The following is a 21,351-nucleotide window of genomic DNA, read 5'->3' on the forward strand; positions in this document are numbered from 1 at the left end:
GTTGCCCTCACTCGACCAGCGGCTCGCCGGTCATCGCGTCGGGCTGGTCGATCCCCAGCAGCGACAGCATCGTCGGCGCGAGATCCGCGAGCGTCCCGCCGTCGCGGGCCTCCCGGCCCGCCGCCGTCCCGTCGGGGCCGAGGTAGACGAACGGGACCGGATTGAGCGTGTGGGCCGTGTGTGGGTCCTCGGCGGTCCCCATGTCGTCGGCGTTGCCGTGGTCGGCACAGACGAGGACGTGACCGCCGGCCTCGGTGATCGCCTCGACCATGCGTCCGAGCTGCTCGTCGACGGCCTCGACGGCCGCGGTGGCGGCCTCGAAGTCGCCGGTGTGGCCCACCATGTCGGCGTTGGCGTAGTTACAGACCATCGCGTCCGGGTCGTCGTCCTCGATGACCTCGATGGCGGTGTCGGTGGCTGCGGGTGCGCTCATCTCCGGTTGCTGGTCGTAGGTCGGCACGTCCGGGCTCTCGACGATCCGGCGGATCTCGCCGTCGAACTCGACCTCGCGGCCGCCGTTGAGGAAGTAGGTGACGTGGGCGTACTTCTCGGTCTCGGCCAGGCGAAGCTGCGTGTGGCCGGTCTCGGCCAGCACCTCGCCGAGCACGTCCTCGGGCTGGTTGGGCGGGTAGGCCACCGGGAGGTCGAAGGTCGCGTCGTACTGGGTCATGGTGACCAGCCGGACCTCCGGCGGTTCCGTGTCGCCGCCCCAGTCCTCTGGGCGAACGTCGCCCAGCATGCGCGTGAGCTGACGCGCGCGGTCCGAGCGGAAGTTGAAGAAGATCACGGCGTCGCCGTCGTCGAGCGCCGGCCGGCCCTGCCCACTGCTCTGGCGTTCGCCGCCGGGAGTCTGTCGAGGCTCGCCCTCGACCAGCGTCGGCTCGACGAACTCGTCGGTGTCGCCCCGATCGTAGGAGTCGGTGACCGCTTCGACCGCCGTGTCGGCGCTGTGGGCGGCCTCGCGCGAGACGATCGCGTCGTAGGCCCGGCGGGTGCGCTCCCAGTTCTGGTCTCGGTCCATCGCGTAGTAGCGCCCGGCGACGGTGGCGACGTGGCCCGTTCCACGCTCCGCGGCGTGGGCCTGGAGTTCGGCGAGGTACTCCTCGCCGCCGGTCGGCGAGGTGTCCCGGCCGTCGGTGAAGGCGTGGGTGACCGCCTCGACGCCGCGGTCGGCGGCGAAGTCGATCAGCGCGTGGAGGTGCTTCTGATAGGAGTGGACGCCGCCATCAGAGACCAGCCCCATGAAGTGGACCGCGCCGTCGTTGGCCTCGGCGTAGTCGAAGGCCGATTCCAGGCGGTCGTTCTCGAAGAAGGTGCCGTCTGCGATCCCGTCGGTGACGCGAGCCGAGTCCTGCTTGACGACGCGGCCGGCCCCGATGTTGAGGTGGCCGACCTCGGAGTTGCCCATCTGGCCCTCCGGGAGGCCGACGCGACGCCCGTGGGTTTCGAGCGTGCTGTCGGCACCGATCTCGCGGTATCGGTCGACGTTTGGCGTGTCGGCCGCGGCGACCGCGTCCCGGGTGTCCGTGTCGGGGTTCAGTCCCCAGCCGTCCAGAATGACGAGTCCGACTTCCATATCGGGTCGGTGGCGGGGCCGCCCTAAGATACTGTCGGGTGTCGGTGGCGCTCACACGGCGGGTTCCCACGTTTCGAGCGTGTATCCGTCGTACGGCGTCTCGTCGACGAGTGTCCACGCCTCGCGGTCGAACGCCGGGAACGTCGCGTCGCCCTCGTACTCGCCGTCGACGCGGCTCAGCAACATCCGGTCGTACCGCGGCAGGAACGCCTCGTAGACTCCGGCACCGCCCAGCACGTACAGCACCGGATCGCCGCGCTCGCGGGCGAGATCGATCGCCGCGTCGACGCTCGCCGCGTGAGTCGCCGTCTCGGCCTCGAAGGAACGCTCGCTCCGACTCAAGACGAGCTGTCGCGCGCCGGGCAGTGCCTCGAACATCTCGAAGGTCTTGCGGCCGAGCACGACGGTGTCGTCGGCGACTCGCTCGCGGTAGCGCCGGGACTCGTGGGGGAGGTGCCAGGGGAGTCGGTCGCCGTCGCCGATGACGCCGTTTTCGCCGACCGCCGCGACTGCGATGATCTCCATGCGCGACCGTTGGGTCTGGGACTACTACTCTCCACCGCCGCCGGTCGATCCCGAGCGCGACCCAGCGCCCGCCCGGACGCCGCGGCCGCGTGACGATGCTTTATCGCCCTGCGGTCGCTCCCACCGGCATGGACGTACTCGTCATCGGCGGCACCGGACTGATCAGCACGGCCGTCTCGCGCCAGCTCGTCGCGGCCGGCCACGACGTGACCTGTTTCACTCGCGGGGAGAGCGACGCCGAGTTGCCGGACACGGTGTCGTTCGTCCACGGCGACCGCGACGACGACGCCGCCCTGAAACGCGCCCGCGACGCGGTCGAGCCCGACTGCGTGATCGACATGGTCTGTTTCGCCCCCGCACAGGCCGAAGCCGCCGTCAAGATCTTCGGGGGGATCGAGCAGTACGTCTTCTGTTCGACGGTCGACGTGTACCACCGCCCGCTGGCGACCAACCCCGTCACGGAAGACGCCGCCCGCGAGCCGGCCGTCAGCGAGTACGGCGCGGACAAGGCCGCCTGCGAGGATCGCTTCCTGGCCGCCCACGACGACGGCGCGTTCGCCGCCACCGTGCTCCGCCCGTGGAGCACCTACGGTGAGGGCGGGCCGGTGCTCCACACGCTCGGCGTCGGCACCTACTACGTCGACCGGATCCGGAAGGGCAAGCCCATCGTCGTCCACGGCGACGGCCAGTCGCTGTGGGGCCCGTGCCACCGCGACGACGTGGCCGCGGCGTTCGTCGCCGCCGTCGGCAACGGCAACGCGTACGGCGAGTGCTACCACGTCACCAGCGAGGAGGTGATCACCTGGAACCAGTACCACCGGACCGTCGCCGACGCGCTGGACGCTCCCGAGCCCGACCTCGTCCACGTTCCGACGACCGTCCTCGCCGACGCCATCCCGGACCGCACGGCGATGCTGCGCGATCACTTCCAGTTCTCGACGGTCTTCGACAACAGCAAGGCGAGACGAGACCTGGACTTCGAGTACACCGTCAGCTTCGAGGACGGGGTTCGTCGGACCGTCGAGCGACTCGACGCCGACGGCCGGATCGAGCCCTGGGACAGCGAGAACGACGACGAACTGATCGCGGCGTGGCGCGACGCCACCGCCGACTTTCGTGCATCGTTCGGACGGTCGTGACGGCCGGCCTTCATACGGAACGTTGTCGTTGCGTACCGGTGTGCGACGAGGGAGACGCGCACCGGTACATCGCTACAGCGGTCCGTATCAGTCGACGATCGCGGACGCCCACTCCGACGGTGACACGAACGAGAGACGATCGCGGAGGAGGAACCACGGACTCGCCAGCGCCGCCCCGAGCGCGTTGGCGTAGGCGTCTCCCAGCCCGAAGTAGCGGTTGGGCAGGAACCACTGCCAGATCTCGATGCCGACGCCGTAGGCCACGGTGATCCCGAGCACGAACACCGCGAGTCGGCCGGTCGACCATCGCCAGGTGCTCGTGGCGTACGCCAGTGTCCCACCGAAGGCGGCGTACGCGAGGAAGTGACGCCACTTGTCCAGCGGGAGGAGATCGAAGGGCTTGACGACCGGCTCTCCCGGCGGCGCGACGACCACCGAGAGCGTGAAGATCACACCACCCACCACGGCGACGGCGAGCCACCGGAGCCACGACGGCAACAGCGGGACGCGAAAAGCACTCATTGGCTTCGTTGCCGACAGAGAGGGGTAAAAGCGATGTGGTCGCGGGCGACGCGCTCGTGGCGACGAGTCGTCCGTATCAGGCGTTCGTCTTGTACAGGTTGCCGTCGTCGTCGTAGCGGGCCTCGAAGATCCGATCGAACTGGTCGTCGGAGATCGTCACGTCGATCGCCCCGAGGTTCTCGTCGAGCTGGTCGACGGTCCGCGCGCCGACGATCGGGACGCAGTCGAAGTCGGGCTGGTCCATCAGCCAGCGCAGAGCGACCTGTGCCGGCGAGGCGTCGACCTCCTCGGCGACGGCCCGGACCTCGTCGAGGACGTGCCAGCCCCGTTCCGAGACGTAGAAATCGAGGAAGCGATCGTCGAACTGGGCACGCGTGTCTTCGGGGGCGTCCAGCTCGTAGGTCCCGTCGCCCGCACGCTCGTACTTGCCGGTGAGGAAGCCACCGGCCAGCGGTGAGTACGGACAGACCGCGAGGTTCTGGTCGGCACACACGTCGAGGTACTCCGCGACGTCCTCGTAGTAGGCGGCGTGAAAGAGGGGCTGGGTGACGGTGAACGCCTCGTAGTTGTTCACGTCGGCCTTCCACAGGCCCTTGGTGAGCTTCCATGCGTCGGCCGTCGACAGGCCGACGTTGTGGACCTTGCCCTCGCTAACGAGGTCGTCGACGGCGCGCAGCGTCTGTTCGATCGGCGTGTCGTCGTCGAACCGGTGCAGGTAGAGAACGTCGAGGTAATCCGTGCCGAGCCGATCGAGCGATCCCTCGACCTCCGCGCGGACGTTCTTCTTCGAGAGGTTCTCCTGGAAGCGCGAGACCGTCGACCAGAAGCACTTCGAGGCGATGACGTAGTCCTCGCGGTCGCGGTCTTCGAGCCACTCGCCGATCCAGCGCTCGGAGTCGCCGCCGCCGTAGCCGTTTGCGGTGTCGATGAAGTTGCCGCCGCGCTCGGCGAAGGCGTCGAGCAGCTCGTGGGCGTCCTCGCGGTCCGTCTCGACGACGCCGCTGTCCTCGTGTTCCTTGCCGAAGCGCCACGTCCCCAGACAGATCGGCGATACCTGCAGTCCCGTCGTGCCGAGTCGTCGGTAGTGCATACAGGCACGTCTGAGAACGCGAAGGGGATAACTGGGCGGGATCCGTGTGAAATGGTGCTAGCACACGAACGACCGCCGACGAGGAGTGCTGCGGATCGTCGACAAGAGGACGAGCAGCGGTTACAGCGACACGACCGTCGCACGGACCGTTACGTCGCCGAGATCGAGGACGATCTCGCTGTCATATTGGAGGGGCTCGCCTTTGAACGTGAGACCGGCCGCCGTCTCACGGACCGAGAGGGTCGCTTCGATCGTGAGATCCCGTTTCGTGGGGTGGTCACGCGCGTAGACCTCACCGTCGTCGCTGGTCGTGACGACGGTCGCGTTCACCCGATCGACGCTCTCGACGCGAGCGATCGTCGTGCCACCAGCTGTCTCGGTCCCACCCGCGTCGACGGCCGACGCGAGGCTCTGGGAGACGTTCTCCAACTCGACTGTCACCGTTCGGGTCGTCGCTTCGCCGCGTTGCTCGGTCGCACCGACGCGCTCGACGGTCCCGTCCAGCTCGTACGCGGCCGTCTCGAAGGGAATCGAAGCGCCCTCTCGGACCGGGATCGTCCCGAAGTTCGGCCCCCCATCATGCCGTGTCGTCGTCAGCGTGAGGCCGACGTAGACCCGCTTTCGCTCGGATCGGTTCGTGCCGTAGACCGACACTGACTCGACGGTCGCCACGTCTCGACCGGCGATCCGATAGGTGTCGCCCTCGGCGATCTCGGCGGCCGTATCTGCACTCACCGTGTCGCGAACGAGGACCTGTGACCGCTGGGCCGTGGTGAACGTGTTCTCACCACCGAGGTCGCGAATGACGCCACTCACCCGGTAGGTTTCGGTGCTGATGTCGATCGTTCGACCCAGCCGCGGGGGCTCACCGTCGTAGTCGATCCCTCCGTCGCGCGCGATCCCCCGAAGCTCGGCGCGAACGAGGACCCGCGTGCCCGAGTCGGCAGGCCCAAAGGAGAGATCCGTGATTGTGAGCCGCGTCGTCCCCGTCGGCGCGTAGCTGTCGTTCTCCCGCAACTGTGCCACGATGTACCCCGGCTGTGACCCGAGATCCAGCGTGACGTTCGTCGTCGCACGGTCGAGCTCCGGCTCTTCTTGCTCCCCGAAGACGACCACACCGCCTGCGATCACAACAGCGAGGATCAGCGCCACGACGAACGCATCGATCACGTTGACGCGCCCGAAGAGGTTCCCCTCGTCGTCGATGAGTTGCATTCGCTTCGGAGTATCAGGCCGTTTCAAAAGCTCTTTCGCTACCGTAACGTCGTCAGTCGGTTTCTGTTACGCTCACTGTTGACCGACGCCGAGACGCGTCCCGTTCACGACTGCCTCTTCCGAGACGACGGCTGTGTGAGCGTCGCCGCCTGCCGTGATCGTGTACGTCCCGGGATTGGCGACACGGACGCTGTAGTTCCCGTCCGCGTCGGCCGTGGTCTGGCGTTCGTACGTGAACGATGCGCCCGGAACCGTCACGTTCGATCGTACTGTGACCGTCTCGTTGGGTGCCGTCTGGCCAGTCACGTTCGCGCCCGGAACGACCTGGTACGTGATCTTTTGGCCCTCAGACGAGACGTGGAGGGCTCTGAAGTGAGCGAGACCGCCGTGGTCAGGACTCCGGCTACCGTAGTCGTCGGTGAGATGGGAGTACGTCGTTTCGGCGCTCGCGTTGCGGTCCGTAGAGAGGACGACGTAACCGACCCGGCCGTCGAACTCCTCGTACCACTGATCGGCATCTCGACTACGGGCGAACTCACCGTACGTCTGCCGTGCGTAGCTGTAGCTCTCGGATTCGCCGTTGACGAAGTAGTTGTACACGCGGTTACGGCCCCACCGGCTCAGGACGTAGTTGTCCGGATATGACTCGTCGAGGTCCGCCGAGTGGTTCGCGATGTGGACAGCGCTCTGGTACGTGCTGTCCTCGATCGTAACCTGAGCGGTCTTTACGGGGACCTGAACGATCCCGAGACTACCGACCAGGAGGAAGAGAACGGCGAGTGTCCCGAGTGTCCGGCGATCGGGGACGGACAGTGTCGGGAGCGTCTCGGGAACGGTGCGACCGTCGAGCGGTTCGATCGCGTCGACCCAGGCAGCCAGCCGGACGAAGCCGATGCCAGCAAACACCGCGAGGAACTGGGAGAGTTCGCCGACGAAGCGGACCGAGAGAGTCGCAAGTCCGAGAAAGTACCAGACGTAGACCACCGGAACGACCCAGACGGAGCGAGTGCGTGCTCGCTGCACCCCCCACACCATCGCCGGGAACGCGATCACCAGCGTGAAACCGAGCAACAGGAACCCAGCCAGCGAGTCAAGTGTGAACAGTCCGACCGTCTCGGCGATGTTACGCTCGGCGGTGAGTCGCATCGCACCGCTGGTGAGTGCGTTCCAGTCGTCCGGACGTGTGTATCTGAAGGCGAGGACGCCGAGCGGAAACAGGATCCCGTCGACTGCAAGCAGGTGTCGGACGTTACCGGTCGTTCTGTTTACGAGTGTCGCAGTTCCGACTGCGCCGAGAGAGACACCGAGTACGACGAGCGGAGCGAAAGCGACACGAGGTGTGTGCCAGTCGACGACGACGTGAACGACGACACTGAGTACAGTCGCGACAGTGAGTCCCACGACCATAGGGAGCCCGGCGACGATCGGGCTCCGCACTTCGTCGACGGCCGCGATCGTTATCCCGACGACGACCAGTGCGACAGCTACGGTCACGAGCGGTGACGCGTCCCACGCGATCGTCTGCCCGGCGACTGCGACACCGAGACCGAGCGTCGCGAGCCACGTCCGTGGCGACGAGAGCGTCTCCCGATCGGTCTCCGCAAGGACGGCGAGTGCGAACGCCGTGGCCGTCAGCCACAGATAATCGAATGCGTGGTGGTCTGCATACCCCACACTGGTGCGGAGTGCGTGGCCGGGAACGACGGCAAAGAGGAGGACGGCCGCGAGACCGACCCGTCGGTCGCTGGTGACGGTGACGGCAAGCAGATAGACGAAAAGTGCCGTAACGACCGTCGAGACAACGGGATACCACGCCATCACGTCGCCGACGGCGGCCGCACCGTCACCGAGGAGTGCCGCGAACCACCACAACGTGGCGACGAACAGTGGCTCACCGTTCGTGACATTCGCCGGCAGTGCCGAGAGTGCGTCGAAGCTGAGGGCGGAACCACCCTCCCGCAAAACGACCTCTACCCAGTAGCGGTAGTAGTACGGATCGTTTCCCGAGAGGACGACGTTGCCGTCACGGTAGATCGACGAGAGCGGATGAACGCGAACGAGTGCGACGAACGCGAGTGCGATGGTGAGCGCGCTGGCCGCCGTTCGGTCGAACGTCGGCCACCCGAACGTAGACAGCGAGTCGCCGAGATCGGATGCCGTCATTTCCTCCGAAGACTCCCCCGAGAGTGCCGCTACAGTGGCGTCTGGATCCGCGAGCCGATACTCGTCACCGACAGACTCGACGACGCCACTGGCGACCAACTCTCCGAACGGACCGGAGTCGATCGGAACGTCCTCGAAGGACCACGTCTCGTGCCGTTCGTCGACCTCGAGAACAGTATCGAGGGCGTCACGGAGATCCGGGCGCTCGTCGAGAACTGCGTTCACGTCGCCCTCGTCGCTCATACACGGTGATGTCCGCTGGCCAGAATAAAGTCACCGACTCGTCGTCACTTCGACTCGTTTTTGCCGGAGAGGTCCGGTGGTTCGAAGAGTGCTTTTGTGACCCGGCCGGATCGACTGTCGGCGAGTTCCGCGAGCGTCCAGTCGACACGGAGGCCGAGTAAGGAAACGACCCACGCGACGAGGAGTGCTGCCAACGTGGAGGACGACGTTTCCGGTGGAGTGAGAACGAATCTAAGCGTCTGGACGAGCAACACGGCGAGTACGAGGGTGCTCGCGAGTTTGACCGGTGTCTGGCGAATGGCGTCATTCAGGCGACTGGTAAACTGTTGAAACACAGACTCATCCCACGCTCGTTCGATATGTGGTACGATCCCATCGAGAGCCCGAATCACCGGGCCGGCGATATACGTCTCCCGGAGGTCAACGACGATCACTTCCGGTTGCGGCTCTCCAGTGAACCAACTGACTAGTGATGCGTTTCGAGCTACCGAATCAAGCCACCGACAAGCACACCGCAGATCAGAGCCGCGGTATGTGGTGGTCAACCTCCGCTTGAGCGTACGGGAGTATCCGAGAACTCGAGACGAACTCCGATCGCTGCCGTCCATTCAGTCTGATGTCGATGTACACCCTTATACGCATTTTCGTACGATACCGCACAGTGATCGAGCATTTGTTCTATACTGCCGATGCAATGAGAAATAAGATGGTGTGTCCAACAGTTGGGACGTTACATCCGAACGATACCGATGCCGCCCCAGGTCTGTTTTGGATGTGATATGATCTCTTCAGTATCGTAATTGCGAGAGAGTTCAGCCCAGAACTCGTCAACGTTGCAATCCGGGTGTGACACTCCCCAAGAAAGGTGCCTTTCTTCGATATCGTCGACAGTTCTTCTGCGTTGTTCGATTACAGCCTCCCTGTCTGGGTGGTTGACAATGTCGTGGAGTGCAACGATACCGCCGTCGTTCACCAACTGGCTATACATCTCGAAATCCTGCTTAACCCCCTGATAGCTGTGGTCGCCATCTAAAAATAGAAAGTCCAGCCCATCGTCCGCAATGTTATCCACTTGTTCGTATACGCCTGACCGATGTGAGTTGTCTCGAACGAAGTGGAATTCCTTCGAGGGAGAGAATTCCCGGAATATTTCGGCTTTTCGTTCGCCGTAACCACCGCCAAATTGTCCATCGGGTAAGTCTAGGCTTATTAATTGTTGTGTGCTATCGAGGTATCTACTCCAAACATAAAGAGTGCCTCCATTGGCGGTACCGATCTCTAGGACGCTCTTTGGTTGCTCCTCTTTTATTATAGATGCGAGCTCTTCGATTTCGTCTCTCAACTGCATCATAGCTATTTGATACGGAGGATATCCAGGTTTAACCCCCAGTACGGTATCTAGAATGTCATCGAGACCGTCTTCGTCTCCCATACGCTTGCGGAGTTCTTCGAGTGTTCGATCATATAGGAGACTTTTGCCGAAGGAAGTTTGTCGAAGTAAATATAGTGCAGATTTTTTAGCTAAAGGCATCGGGCCCCCATTCTCGAGTTCGTCGATAGCAGAGGACACTTTCGAAGTCATATCTACAGTAGGCCGTTCAAGGATATAAGATATGTGGGAGCGCGAGTCATAGAACAATTATCACACCAAAGAGCAAGGTGAACGCTGAGATGGTATGGCCTCAGCGACTCTGCAAGATGATCCTTCGGTAGAGATGTTCTACCGTGAGAGCAATCGACACCCAACAACTCTACTATCGTCACCGTTCCCTGATCGACAGCCCCGCGGCGTGGTGACGCACCTCATACCATCGGGTGGATGTCGAGGTGCGCTTGTTCTAAACATCTTGATCGTCTGTTCCTAACGTTTCTCTGAGCAGATCTGCGCGTTCCATAGACAGTACTCGCCACGGCCTGCTCATTCCTCAATTCCTCAACTAGACAGTGGCGTTTCTGGTGTTCTCTGAGCAGACTGGGCGTTGCGGAGGCGATCTTGTTACGATCTCCCCATTTAACCAACATATATCTATCGAAAGAAACCAGTGATAAATTCAATCTCTTTCTTTTTTATACCACCCATAATGTAGATTGATGTTACAAATACAAAAAATCCAGAAATTATCGATACAGACAGATTGAACAAACCACTTCCAAGTAATGTGTCGACGACAGGTACCATAATTACCGTTGCAGCCGTCGTCTTCGCTAAAAGACTCCAGTCGAATTTGGGTCTGATTTCTCTCGAAGTAGCCAAGTAGAGCGTTAGTGCGACGACAACGTAAGCAATGACTGTGGACACCGCTGCACCGACGATTCCAATCCGTGGTAGCAGCAGCATGTTCCCACCGAGGTTCAAGAAACCGGCGATGATCCAAACACCACTGATGAAGCCAGTACGCTCTGTGAGTAAGAGTGGTTGCGTCGAGATCTCGCTCACACTGAACGCTGCAATACTTAGGACGATGATAGGTAGCACAACTGCACCGGCTTCGGCGATTGGAGGTGTCGAGATGATACTGAGAACTGGTGTTCGAATCATAGAGAGCCCGACCATTGCAGGTGGGAGAAGTACCGTCAAAACTCGGCTGGACTGGGTCAGGTACGCTTGACACGCTTGCTTACTGTCGTTTTCAAATAATTGTGGTAAAGATGTCGAAACGACAGTCATCAGCGGCTGGACGAGTAATCTTAACCCCATCGCAACAGTATATGCAGCTGAATAATACCCGACAGCCGACGCACCGATATAGAAGCTGATGAGAAATCGGTCAGACGAATCGATAAACCAGCGGGAAAGACTCCAAGGTATTATTTTCATACTGAATTGAACGTATCTATACTCTTGGTTCGGCCATTTCAATAGTGGAGTCCCGATAATCGAGACTACCGCACCAAACGACACTATCGCTCCAACAGCGCGTGCCGCGAGAAGTCCAGTCAAAACATGGACAATACCAGACCCGGTAAAGGCAATGGTGACGACTGTGACCAACTCAAGCAATCGTTGGCCGGTGTCGAGGACTGACCAGATCTTCAGGTGCTGTTGAGCGCGAACGACACGGGTATTGAACTGAAAAAGCACTGATGGAACTACAGCTATCGCAGCAACAACGACCGCTAGCTCGTACCCTTTGAAAACAGTCACCGCCAGTACATCGCTCACGAGGACGATTAGGAGACAGACTGCAGTAGAGGTGATAAGTACAAATACAGACAGGTTACCCACACGAACTCGAGTTTCTCTGTCTGACTCCCCCGGCAAGTACCGTAGAATGCCATCCATAAGAGAGAAAGACGCGACAGGGAGCACGAGTTGTATCAAGAGCAAGGCGAGGACCCAGACACCGTATCCTTCGGGACCGAGAAACTTCGTGAGTGCTGGCAAAAAAATGAATCCACGAACCTTTTTAAGCGCGTTCGCCACGGTGACGAGGCCTAAGTCAGAGAGTAGCTTGCTTGAGTCAATCATATTCCTACCTGGACTCGTCCGTCGATCGATGATCGAATATTGTTGTCGTACTGACCCTTTGCGGAGGGTCCACGCATCTACACGACGGTCTTGACCTGACTTTCGCTCTCGCCTCGTATGTTTTCCCCGATACTACCCTCGTCGATGAGGAATGCTCGAAAGTGATCGATTGTGGGTCAAGCCACCGAGTGTCTTATACTCATCTGCCAACCGCTTTATCGACACGCCCGCTCAAACAGTGATCGAAGTGCACCACAGAGACTACCCCGGGTCGTTTCGTACGCCGTGGACGGGGTTCGACTTCCGAGGAGAACCAGTCCCCACGTAACGACCGTTTGCAACAACAGATTGACCACGAGAACCCGGACGTACTCACGTAACGGAAGATGGCGTCCGGCCACAATGTAGAGATTTCGAGCGTAATAATATTGCAGGGGCGCTTCTTGAGACACTGATTCACAGTGCCAGGCGAGACAACCGGGAACAAAAATCGTCTCGTATCCAGCACGCTCCATCTTTAGTGTCAGATCTGCCTCTTCCCACTGAATGAAGAGATCATCGGCGATACCGTCGACGCTTTCATAGATTGCTCTATCGATCAACATTCCCGATCCCCTAACGCTGTCTACACCCCTTATGCTATCGGAAGGGGGTCCGTATCGGAAGCGAAACTTCCAGTCGAAGTCGGCACCTCGACCATCAATCTCGCCGGAGGGACGGAGGATTATCCCAGTGGCTGCGCCGACATCTTTGCGCGTGGAAATCGAACGCAACAGTCCGTAGCACCAAGATTCCTCGACGAGCATATCCGGATTCGAGACGAACACGTACGGTGCCGCTGCGTGGTTAATTCCGATATTCACCGCGGTTCCCCAACCGACATTCGTGTCGTTCTCGATACATTTGACCGACGGATACTCTTCGTTCAGGAACTGTGTAGAACCGTCTGTAGAATTATTGTCGACAACGATGATGTCCCGAAGGTATCCCTCTCGTTTGAACGAGAGCCACCGGTCGAGGGCCGGCCCGAGGTTTTGCTTCCCATTATAATTGACCATAACGACATCAGCTTTGGCATCCAGTTCGTCCGGATCAGGAGTGATAGGAGCGTATGGATGCATTTCAGGGACTCTCTCCTCGAGATTTAGATGACGATACCTGCACTGGCATTTGTCAACCGATACTGAGTTCGGTGACGATTTATCAGTGTCGTTCTTGGGAGATGAATGAGAGTCAAACAAGAGTCGATACGAATAGATCACGAGCCTTTTTGATGAGGTGACTATATTTCAGTATCAGTGGCTGATATTGCCGTACTCCATCACGACCTTATGCGAAAAGGCGGTGGTGAAGCGGTCTGTCTCGAAATCATGCGAGCTCTTGGAGACACGCATGACATAACTCTGTTCACGTTTCGAGATCCGGATTTTGACGAATTGGCAGCCTATTTTCAGATGCCGATCCCTGAAGTGCGCATCCGTCGCCCACCACTCTCTGTGCTGTGCATGGATACCGTGACTCAACTCTCGGGTCGTTCTCTGGACCTGTTTCTGGCGGCAGCGTTGTGTAAATATGCCCGTTCCTTCCGTAGCAAATCGTATGACCTCTGGATGAGCACGGTCAACGAAATGCCGCTCCCCTCACCTTCGATACAGTACGTTCACCTTCCACAATTCGATCGGACTACACTTCCCGGCCATTACGGGGCACAGTCGGCTATTCAGGACGTGTACGACGCTGTCTGTAGACGAATCGTCAGCTACGACCGAACGTCAGTAATCGACGGCGGGGTCTTCTGTTGCAATTCAGAATTCACGGCTGATATCTTTGAACGGGTCTACGAAACGCGGCCATCTGTTCTACATCCGCCAGTAGATGTCGAGAACTTTAAAACGTTCTTCCGTCCGTGGAATGAGAGACAGAACGGTATCGTTTCTATCGGCCGGATCGAACCGATCAAAGGCATCAAAGATGGCATCGAAATTGTGGATGAACTGCAGGAACGTGGTCACGAGATGCACTATCACATCGCAGGGCCAGAGACTGGAAGTACCTACGCTCAAGATGTCCTGGAGATGGCCACCAATCGACCATATGTCACCTATCACGGCGAACTTCGGCATGGCGATACCGACTTACTTGAGACGCTCTGTATGCAGCGATACTATCTCAACGCAACGCAATACGAAACGTTCGGTATTTCTCTCGCCGAAATGCTGGCAGCCGGACTGATCCCGGTCGTCCACGATAGTGGTGGACAGCGTGAAATCGTGCGTAAAGTCGACGACTGTCTCTACACGGACAAAACGACGGCTGTCGATCGCCTCGCAAGTTTGGCGAACGATCCAGAACGATGCCACACACTCTCCCACCGACTGCACGAGTCGACCGATCGGTTCAGTCGTTCGAACTTCCGAAAGTACATCACTGACCTCGTCTCGGTGACGCTGAACGACGGTCAGAGGTAACCGAAATCCTCGAGTCGAGAACGAGTTGCATCGTCAACATCCATATGTGTCTCATCTGTCACCTCAAGTGAATCCTCAAACTGATCGACGAGTGCCCTCGCGTCGCCATCGACTGTCCACTCAGTCAACCCGGAGCCCAGTTTTCGGCGTTCGTAGGTGTCTTCCAGACGGACCGACTTGTGGTCTCTGTCGGCTGCCTGGTATACCGCGACGCGTTTCTGTAGGTACTGATCCGAAACGTCGCCGTCGATCTCTCCGAGCAAATCCTGCAGTCGGTTCGTGTTTTCCGATCCCACGAGATCGGGGTACGTCGACTCCTCAAGAAGAGTTAGGCCGGTATCGATTCCGATCTCACGACAGATCGTATCGTAAATCCACACGAGAGACGACCACCGTTCGATACGGCCGTCCTGCTGGTCTGGGGAACGAACGAACAGTGGAACACGAACGAGAGGCTCGGTCACACCAGCGAGATGATAGACGATGTCCCCTTCCCCCAGCCCTTCTCCGTGGTCTGCACAGAGGACGAACAGACAGTCCTCCGCTCGCTCCTGACGCTCGAGTGCCCTCCAAAATTGCTGCAACAGTTTGTCAACATATCCGATTTCGTCTCTCATGACCTTTCGATAAAACTCTCGATCTGTCTCATCGATTGTGCTATTGCCGGCGTAGTACTGAATCCCCGCACCACCGACACGACTGTTCAGTTCCGAGAGTCGCCCATTCTCTGCGATATTTTTAATCCGACCCCACCGAGATAACCGGCGGTGATAGTCGTGTGTCTCCATAAAGTTGAGAAACACGAAGCTATCGCTGTCGTCTTCAGAGAGCCAGTTTACCGCGTCCGTAACCATTCGACGGCCGCCGTCGTCCACGAGGGAGGGTCCCGTCCGTAGTTTCCGGTAAGTTGCGTTGACGAAGGTACGGAACGTATGTTGATGTGAGATTACTTGACGAGCCCCGTCGACCAGTTCGCCTATGCCAGCCTCGTCTGACTCGGGCGCACCCCCTTTTTCATAGATTTTTTCGCTGTAATTGTTTCGGTGATGGTCCCAGCCCTCAAATCCATAGTCGGGGTGGACGAACGGATTACTGGTAAAGCAGCCTGTGCGGTATCCAGCGTCGCCGAGACGTGTCAAGAGAGTCGGAATCTGTGGATGGATCGCCGTGTCGGCATTCGTCGCTCCGTGTTCACGCGGATACTTTCCTGTAAACATGCTAGCGTGGGCCGGAAGACTCCACGGAGCAGGGGTGACCGCCCGGTCGAATGAGACACTATCCGTAGCGAGAGTCGATAGAAACGTTCCGCTGGCCTCATTTAGATAGTCCTCAAATATGTCGTAGCGTACGGAGTCAAGGACGACGAGAACAATCGTGTCTGCCATCAACCGGTTTCTAATCTGGAAGGATATAAATCCCAGTTGTGTCTTCACTTCGCGGATCCGAAACGGGGGATATATCCACTAACAGTACGGAGAGATACTATCTAATGTCGTTCGCGATACAGGGCGATAGCCCCAACTCCCTGCCACGTGAGCAACTCCGTCGGACTATTCTGATCGTTCTCGTCGGGTCGATAGCCCTCGCATTCAACTATCCGCTCGACGGTCGTGCTGCTGCGGCACTCTATCTCTCGATCGGACCGGTGGTTGTAACGATCACAGACCTCCTGGTCGCGGTGACAGCCGCGTTGCTCTTCTTGGGTGGAATCTTGCGAATTCCGCGGCTGAGAGGACTCGAAGCATACGCTGTGTTCCTCGTTTTCGTCACAGGCAGTCTATTTGTCACTGGTCCCACGGCAGATGGGATTGTTGAACTCATTCAGTGGTTCGAGATGATTGTCTTGTCTCTGGTTATCGTGAACCTTGCCCGAACAGAAGACGATGTGAAATACGCTATATGGACACTCATCTTGATCGGGACCGTCAAAGCGTTCTATTCGTTGTTCTACACCCTCTCGATTGGTACGTTTTCCGGTCGCCTGTTCACCGAACTTGAGGGATTGTCACTGGTCTTGGTCCTTGGAATATTGATCTCACATCGCTTCTCAAGGCGGTTCGCTATCATTGCCGGCCTCTTGAGCATCGAAGTGCTCTACTTCCAGGAACGGAAAGTCTGGTTAGCGGTTGTCGGCGCTCTCAGTGTTGGCGTCGTGTTACTGTACCTCCGACAGCGGTCGAACCAGCGTGAGATCCTACTCCGAACACTGTCAATAGCAGCGATGATCGGTGTCGCCGCTTTCGCTATCGCACTGTTAATGCCAGAGGTGGCAAACAGACTCAAAACACTGCGTGGACTGTTGAACAATCCACGATTGTATATTTGGGAAACCTCGATACGAATGTCGTTAGACAATCCTGTGTTCGGTGTTGGTCCGGACAATTGGCTCGCGACCAAAGACGCGTACTCGACACCGGAGCTACGACAGTGGGAGACGAGGTATTCCGTCGATGCGCTCATTCCGCACAGCATTTTTTTCCGATTGATGAGTGAGGTTGGCATTCCCGGATTTCTCGCATTTTTCTACTTCCTTTCCGAACCCCTCAGAGGTGTCGTCCGCATATCTCGACAATCAGTATATAGTTTTGTACTCGTCCTCGGTTACTTATACAGTCTGGTAATTGCAGGAACAGCGGCAGCAAGCTTCGAGATTCGCGCACCGATCTTCATTCTCGCAGGTTTGTTGTTTGCTCAGCAGGTCAACGGAGAGTAGGTATGTGTGGCCGGTTCAATCCATGGCTTCGCTGATCCCGTCCAGTAGCTGTGGTGCGACGGCGTCCCACGTGTGTTGATCTGAGATTCGCTCTCGGGCAGCGCCGCCGACACTGGCTGCCAACTGCGGGTCGGTCAGGACTGCTATAGTTCGCTCGGACATTGCTGTCGCGTCGTCAGCGACCAAAAGATGTGTTCCGTTCTCAGCGCTGATTCCGGCTGCACCGAGTGATGTGGTTACGACTGGTTTTCCGAGTGCCATCGCCTCTAGCACTTTGTTCTGGATACCGGTTCCGTATCGCATCGGTGCCACGACCGCCGTGGCCAACTCGAGGTGCTCCGCCGGTTCGTCGACGAACCCGGTTACCGTGATTCCCTCTCTCGTGTCGAGTGTACGCACTTCTTCCGATGGATTCGATCCGACGACGACGAACGACGCAGTGTCGACCTCGGCTCGTACTTGCGGAAACACCTCGTCGGCGAAGTATCGAACTGCATCTACGTTTGGGTAGTAGTCCATCCGCCCGAGAAAGACGATTCGCCCAGGATCGGTGTTGACTGTGTTGGGCCTCTCGAGGTACGTCTCTCGAACACCGTTGGGAACGACGGTCACGTCGTTCCGTATCCCCATAGCGGTCATATCGTGGACCGTCGTCACGAACGAGTGTTCAGCCGCTTGTGCCACCGTTCGTTCGTACGAGTTTAATCGTCGAGACTCGACCGTAGACAGCCACGACCGGGGCGGTGAGTGGATCTCGGCGAGCTGTGCACGGTTGTGTGACATCGAATCGACAAAGTCAACGACAAAGCGATCTTCCTGAACGTATGGGACGGTGTTGACGTAGTTCGCGTAACACAGATCGTATTCGCCAACGTGTTCGTTCACCCACTTCTGAACGTCCGAGAAGTGGTAGTACGCCGGCCGAATCGGATTGCCTCGTGCAAATGCCGCGCCTGCACGTCCGTACTTGGTGAACTCGTGACCGAGCGATTCGTGGCTGAAAGACGTCACCCCTGTGAATTCTGTCGCCAACGTCTCGAGATCGTCATCAGGCTCCTGATTCACGATCAACAGGTGAATGTCGTGTTCTTGCTGGAGAATTTTAGCGGTATTGTACGTCCGTAACCTAGCCCCGTCGACGACCGGGTAGGGAGACTGCGCACAAATGACGAGGATGCGTCCCATTCGTTCAGATCGTTTCCAGTAGATATGGTTAATTCGTATGATTCAAATATACGTCGATAGTCCACATGGTATGTGTGGCATTGCTGGTATTTTTTCCACGGGGAGGTCCCCCTCGAAATCACGACTCACATCTATGCAGGATCTGCTCGTCCATCGGGGTCCGGACGAGGGAGGTGTTTATACAGATAGTGTAATCTCGCTCGTACACCGTCGTCTGAGCATTATCGACCCGGAGAGCGGACAACAACCGATGTTCAACGAAGACGAGTCGATCGTCACTGTGTTCAACGGCGAACTCTACAACTACACCGCACTCCGTGACTCGTTGATCAAAAGCGGTCACTCATTTACCAGTGATAGTGACACCGAAGTCCTCGTTCACCTCTACGAGGAACATGGACCATCATTCGTTGACCGACTCGAAGGGATGTTCGCCTTTGCCCTTTGGGATTCGAATAGAGAGCGTCTCCTCCTCGCTCGGGATCCGATGGGTATCAAGCCTCTGCTCCTCGCCAACGACGGCGAGCGTATTGCCTTCGCCTCGGAGCTTCCAACACTCTTCGAATCTGGCGTGGATCACGGCGGTATAGATGAACGGAGCATTGCCAACTACTTCTCAGTTGGCTACATTCCCGCACCTTCGACGGCCTTCGAGAACATTCGCAAGCTCAGACCCGGCGAATTAATTCTTATATCGGAAGACAAAATCGACGATAGACAGTTCCACACCCCCTCGGTCGAACCGCGAACACCCACTCTGGAAGAGGCAGCGACAGAACTCAGGGGGCGTGTCGAGGACGCAATCGAGAAACGACTCATGAGCGATGTCTCTTTGGGTGCGTTCTTGAGTGGAGGCATCGATTCGAGTATCGTCGTCGGGACGATGGCAGAGCTCACCGACGATCCGGTAAAAACATTCACTGTGGGCTTCGAAGAGTCACTGTTCGACGAATCATGGGCTGCACGTGAAGTTGCAGAGTACCACGACACCGACCACACCGAGTGTACGGTGACGCCGAACGAGGTTCGCGACGCAATCCCCAACGTCCTCGACCGTCTTGGTGAACCCTTCGCCGATCAATCGATTATCCCCACATATATTGTTTCGCGAGAAACGAACAAGGATGTTACTGTCGCGCTCTCGGGAGACGGCGCTGATGAACTCTTTGCCGGGTACAGCCGCTACCGGGGCGAATACTACTCCCGCTATTACCGACAGCTCCCACCGATCGTCCGTCGGTCAGTCCTCGAACCCGTGATTGGAAGACTCAACGCCTCCCGAGGCAGTGTACGAGGAGAGTTTGTTCGCAAAGTTCAGAAGTTTACTCGGGGGAGTATCCCGGAAACTCCTGCTCGCCACTTCGAGTGGGCACGGATCGCCGAGGAGAACGCACTCAGTAGCTTGGGGGAGTTGAATCCCTCCGATTCCGGCCGTGAACTCTTCAGGCAGCAACACGAAATCGCGACTTCATATCTTCCGAAAGAGAGACAGGACAGTATGTCCAGAATGCAAGCTGTCGATACACACTTCGGACTGCCAAACCAAATTCTCCACAAAACCGACCGTGCCAGTATGTACAACTCGCTCGAAGTCAGGGTACCGTTCCTCGATACCGGTGTCGTCGAGTACGCGATGTCGCTCCCGACAGATTACAAGATAACACCACGTGAGCAAAAGCGTATCCTCAAGCGAGCCTTCGACGATGTACTCCCGGATCCGATCTTGGAGCGGGGCAAGCAAGGCTTCGATATGCCGATCGGCAAGTGGTTCAAGCACGAACTCGCAGACGAGTTCGTTCAAGCCATGTCAGACCTCAACACAGATCTCGTCGACACCGACGCCGTTATGGACCGGTTCGAAGAGCACAAAACGGAACGACAGGAACACGGGAAGTTTCTCTGGTCCGTCTACGTCTTCGCCCGGTGGCACAATCGACTGCGAAGAAGAAATATTATATGATATTCGACAGATGCTCCGTTGTCTGCTCGACAGTTCTCTGCCACCGAAAACGGTCGACAACGGTACGGCGACCTTGATGGCCAAGCGCGTCCTTGTTTTCGAGAACCCGTTCTAGTGCGGCAGTGTATCTTTCGATATCCCCGACAGGGACTGTCTCTCCCCCCTCTCGAACAACCGAGGCAGTCTGCTCTAAGTGACTCGACACAACGGGCAATCCTGACGAATACGCCTCGAGCACGGTCCGAGGTAATCCTTCAGCCCGACTCGGTAACAACAGCACGTCACCTGACCGATAGATCTTCGGCATCTCGCTGTAAGGCACGTGTCCGAGAAACTCAACATCCTCGGCATTCTTCCCCAGTTCCTCTCGAAGCGGTCCGTCCCCGATTACGTAGAGTTTCGCGTTTCGGTCGTCCGACAATCGGGACACCGCCTGAACCGCATCCCCGGGTCGCTTACCGTCAACCAGTCGCCCGACGAACAACACAATAGGGCCATCGTGATCGATCTGATCACTCTTCGGTCCATCGGGCGTAAACCGCTCGGTATCTACGCCATTAGCCACTACTTCGATCCAGGAATCGACGCCGAGTTCCCGTACGCGCGTTCTGTCTTCTTCAGTGTAGCAAAACACCACGTCGGCGCAGTTGAACGTCCAACGTCCCACACTCGGTAGATACAGATTGAACAGCCACTCGGGAGCATTTTGTGAATAGAGCCCGTGGTTCGTAATCGCCAGTGGGGTATCGCCCAGACGCCGCTTCAGGGCCGCCAAGTTCGTCGAAAAATAGAGGTGAGAGTGAGCGTGTATCACGTCGAAGTCGTTAGCTGTCCGTAGAAAGCGTGCGACGCCGAGTGAGATATCGTTGCTCAACAGTTCGACTGTCGGTTGGTGCCGTACCACCGTGTACCCGTCCCGTTCCTCTCGTCGTGGTAAACTCTCGTCCTCAGAGATCGTCAAGACCGTGACATCGTGATTCATCGCGGCCTGATCCCGGCTCATCGCGTGAACGTGGTAGGTCCCACCGCCAGGAATCTCGGGATACAAATTCTGTGCAACGCGAAGAATACGCATGATTTACG

Annotated in this window: 17 protein-coding genes; 4 read left to right on the top strand and 13 right to left on the bottom strand. The window is 58.4% G+C overall.

All coding sequences use genetic code 11. The annotated features are described in order from the left end of the window. Positions 1 to 7: 7 nt before the first annotated feature. Both gpmI and ACAH01_RS13400 read right to left on the bottom strand, forming a co-directional pair. Complete coding sequence (gene gpmI / locus ACAH01_RS13395; RefSeq protein WP_372479526.1) at positions 8 to 1,576, bottom strand: 2,3-bisphosphoglycerate-independent phosphoglycerate mutase; 1,569 nt, start codon at positions 1,574 to 1,576, stop codon at positions 8 to 10. Between the two features lie 51 nt (positions 1,577 to 1,627). Beyond that, the gene (locus ACAH01_RS13400) at positions 1,628 to 2,101 is read right to left on the bottom strand and encodes a dihydrofolate reductase (protein WP_372479528.1); all 474 of its coding nucleotides are present in this window, start codon (positions 2,099 to 2,101) and stop codon (positions 1,628 to 1,630) included. Positions 2,102 to 2,229: 128 nt separating this feature from the next. Here ACAH01_RS13400 and ACAH01_RS13405 point away from each other — a divergent pair, with 128 nt between their 5' ends. Further along, positions 2,230 to 3,240 (top strand): NAD-dependent epimerase/dehydratase family protein, encoded by a 1,011-nt coding sequence (locus ACAH01_RS13405; RefSeq protein ID WP_372479530.1) that lies wholly within the window; start codon positions 2,230 to 2,232, stop codon positions 3,238 to 3,240. A gap of 87 nt (positions 3,241 to 3,327) precedes the next feature. Here ACAH01_RS13405 and ACAH01_RS13410 read toward each other — a convergent pair whose 3' ends face one another. From ACAH01_RS13410 to ACAH01_RS13445, 8 genes are all read right to left on the bottom strand, one after another. Beyond that, on the bottom strand, positions 3,328 to 3,762 hold the full coding sequence (locus tag ACAH01_RS13410) for a VanZ family protein (RefSeq protein ID WP_372479531.1): 435 nt from the start codon (positions 3,760 to 3,762) through the stop codon (positions 3,328 to 3,330). A 76-nt stretch (positions 3,763 to 3,838) separates the two neighbouring features. Next, on the bottom strand, positions 3,839 to 4,852 hold the full coding sequence (locus ACAH01_RS13415; protein WP_170093590.1) for an aldo/keto reductase: 1,014 nt from the start codon (positions 4,850 to 4,852) through the stop codon (positions 3,839 to 3,841). Positions 4,853 to 4,972: 120 nt separating this feature from the next. Continuing rightward, a complete protein-coding gene (locus ACAH01_RS13420) occupies positions 4,973 to 6,067 on the bottom strand; it encodes a DUF4330 family protein (protein ID WP_372479532.1) in 1,095 nt (364 codons plus the stop codon). A gap of 72 nt (positions 6,068 to 6,139) precedes the next feature. Beyond that, a complete protein-coding gene (locus ACAH01_RS13425; RefSeq protein ID WP_372479533.1) occupies positions 6,140 to 8,473 on the bottom strand; it encodes an STT3 domain-containing protein in 2,334 nt (777 codons plus the stop codon). Positions 8,474 to 8,517: 44 nt separating this feature from the next. Continuing rightward, the gene (locus tag ACAH01_RS13430) at positions 8,518 to 8,907 is read right to left on the bottom strand and encodes a hypothetical protein (RefSeq protein ID WP_372479534.1); all 390 of its coding nucleotides are present in this window, start codon (positions 8,905 to 8,907) and stop codon (positions 8,518 to 8,520) included. A 296-nt stretch (positions 8,908 to 9,203) separates the two neighbouring features. Continuing rightward, a complete protein-coding gene (locus tag ACAH01_RS13435; protein WP_372479535.1) occupies positions 9,204 to 10,055 on the bottom strand; it encodes a class I SAM-dependent methyltransferase in 852 nt (283 codons plus the stop codon). Between the two features lie 444 nt (positions 10,056 to 10,499). After that, positions 10,500 to 11,942, bottom strand: coding sequence for a lipopolysaccharide biosynthesis protein (locus ACAH01_RS13440; protein WP_372479536.1), 1,443 nt, complete (start codon positions 11,940 to 11,942; stop codon positions 10,500 to 10,502). A gap of 215 nt (positions 11,943 to 12,157) precedes the next feature. After that, on the bottom strand, positions 12,158 to 13,063 hold the full coding sequence (locus tag ACAH01_RS13445) for a glycosyltransferase family 2 protein (RefSeq protein ID WP_372479537.1): 906 nt from the start codon (positions 13,061 to 13,063) through the stop codon (positions 12,158 to 12,160). Positions 13,064 to 13,240: 177 nt separating this feature from the next. On the opposite strand from ACAH01_RS13445, the gene ACAH01_RS13450 reads away from it, so the two are divergent. Next, positions 13,241 to 14,410: a glycosyltransferase family 4 protein gene (locus ACAH01_RS13450; RefSeq protein WP_372479538.1), complete on the top strand. Its 1,170-nt coding sequence runs from the start codon at positions 13,241 to 13,243 to the stop codon at positions 14,408 to 14,410. Here the strand turns inward: ACAH01_RS13450 and ACAH01_RS13455 are convergent. Continuing rightward, entirely contained in the window at positions 14,401 to 15,795 is a 1,395-nt protein-coding gene (locus ACAH01_RS13455; RefSeq protein ID WP_372479539.1) for a sulfatase-like hydrolase/transferase, read from the bottom strand. The two genes, ACAH01_RS13450 and ACAH01_RS13455, sit on opposite strands and share 10 nt — an antisense overlap. Positions 15,796 to 15,899: 104 nt before the next feature. On the opposite strand from ACAH01_RS13455, the gene ACAH01_RS13460 reads away from it, so the two are divergent. Then, the gene (locus ACAH01_RS13460; protein ID WP_372479540.1) at positions 15,900 to 17,123 is read left to right on the top strand and encodes an O-antigen ligase family protein; all 1,224 of its coding nucleotides are present in this window, start codon (positions 15,900 to 15,902) and stop codon (positions 17,121 to 17,123) included. 15 nt (positions 17,124 to 17,138) lie between these two features. On the opposite strand, the gene ACAH01_RS13465 is transcribed toward ACAH01_RS13460, so the two are convergent. Next, the gene (locus ACAH01_RS13465; RefSeq protein WP_372479541.1) at positions 17,139 to 18,308 is read right to left on the bottom strand and encodes a glycosyltransferase; all 1,170 of its coding nucleotides are present in this window, start codon (positions 18,306 to 18,308) and stop codon (positions 17,139 to 17,141) included. A 133-nt stretch (positions 18,309 to 18,441) separates the two neighbouring features. Here ACAH01_RS13465 and asnB point away from each other — a divergent pair, with 133 nt between their 5' ends. Then, a complete protein-coding gene (gene asnB / locus ACAH01_RS13470) occupies positions 18,442 to 20,268 on the top strand; it encodes an asparagine synthase (glutamine-hydrolyzing) (RefSeq protein ID WP_372479542.1) in 1,827 nt (608 codons plus the stop codon). Here asnB and ACAH01_RS13475 read toward each other — a convergent pair. Further along, positions 20,261 to 21,343: a glycosyltransferase family 4 protein gene (locus ACAH01_RS13475; RefSeq protein ID WP_372479543.1), complete on the bottom strand. Its 1,083-nt coding sequence runs from the start codon at positions 21,341 to 21,343 to the stop codon at positions 20,261 to 20,263. The two genes, asnB and ACAH01_RS13475, sit on opposite strands and share 8 nt — an antisense overlap. Between the last annotated feature and the right edge of the window lie 8 nt (positions 21,344 to 21,351).

It is taken from the genome of Halomicrobium sp. HM KBTZ05, assembly GCF_041530035.1.
In the GTDB taxonomy this organism is placed as follows: domain Archaea; phylum Halobacteriota; class Halobacteria; order Halobacteriales; family Haloarculaceae; genus Halomicrobium.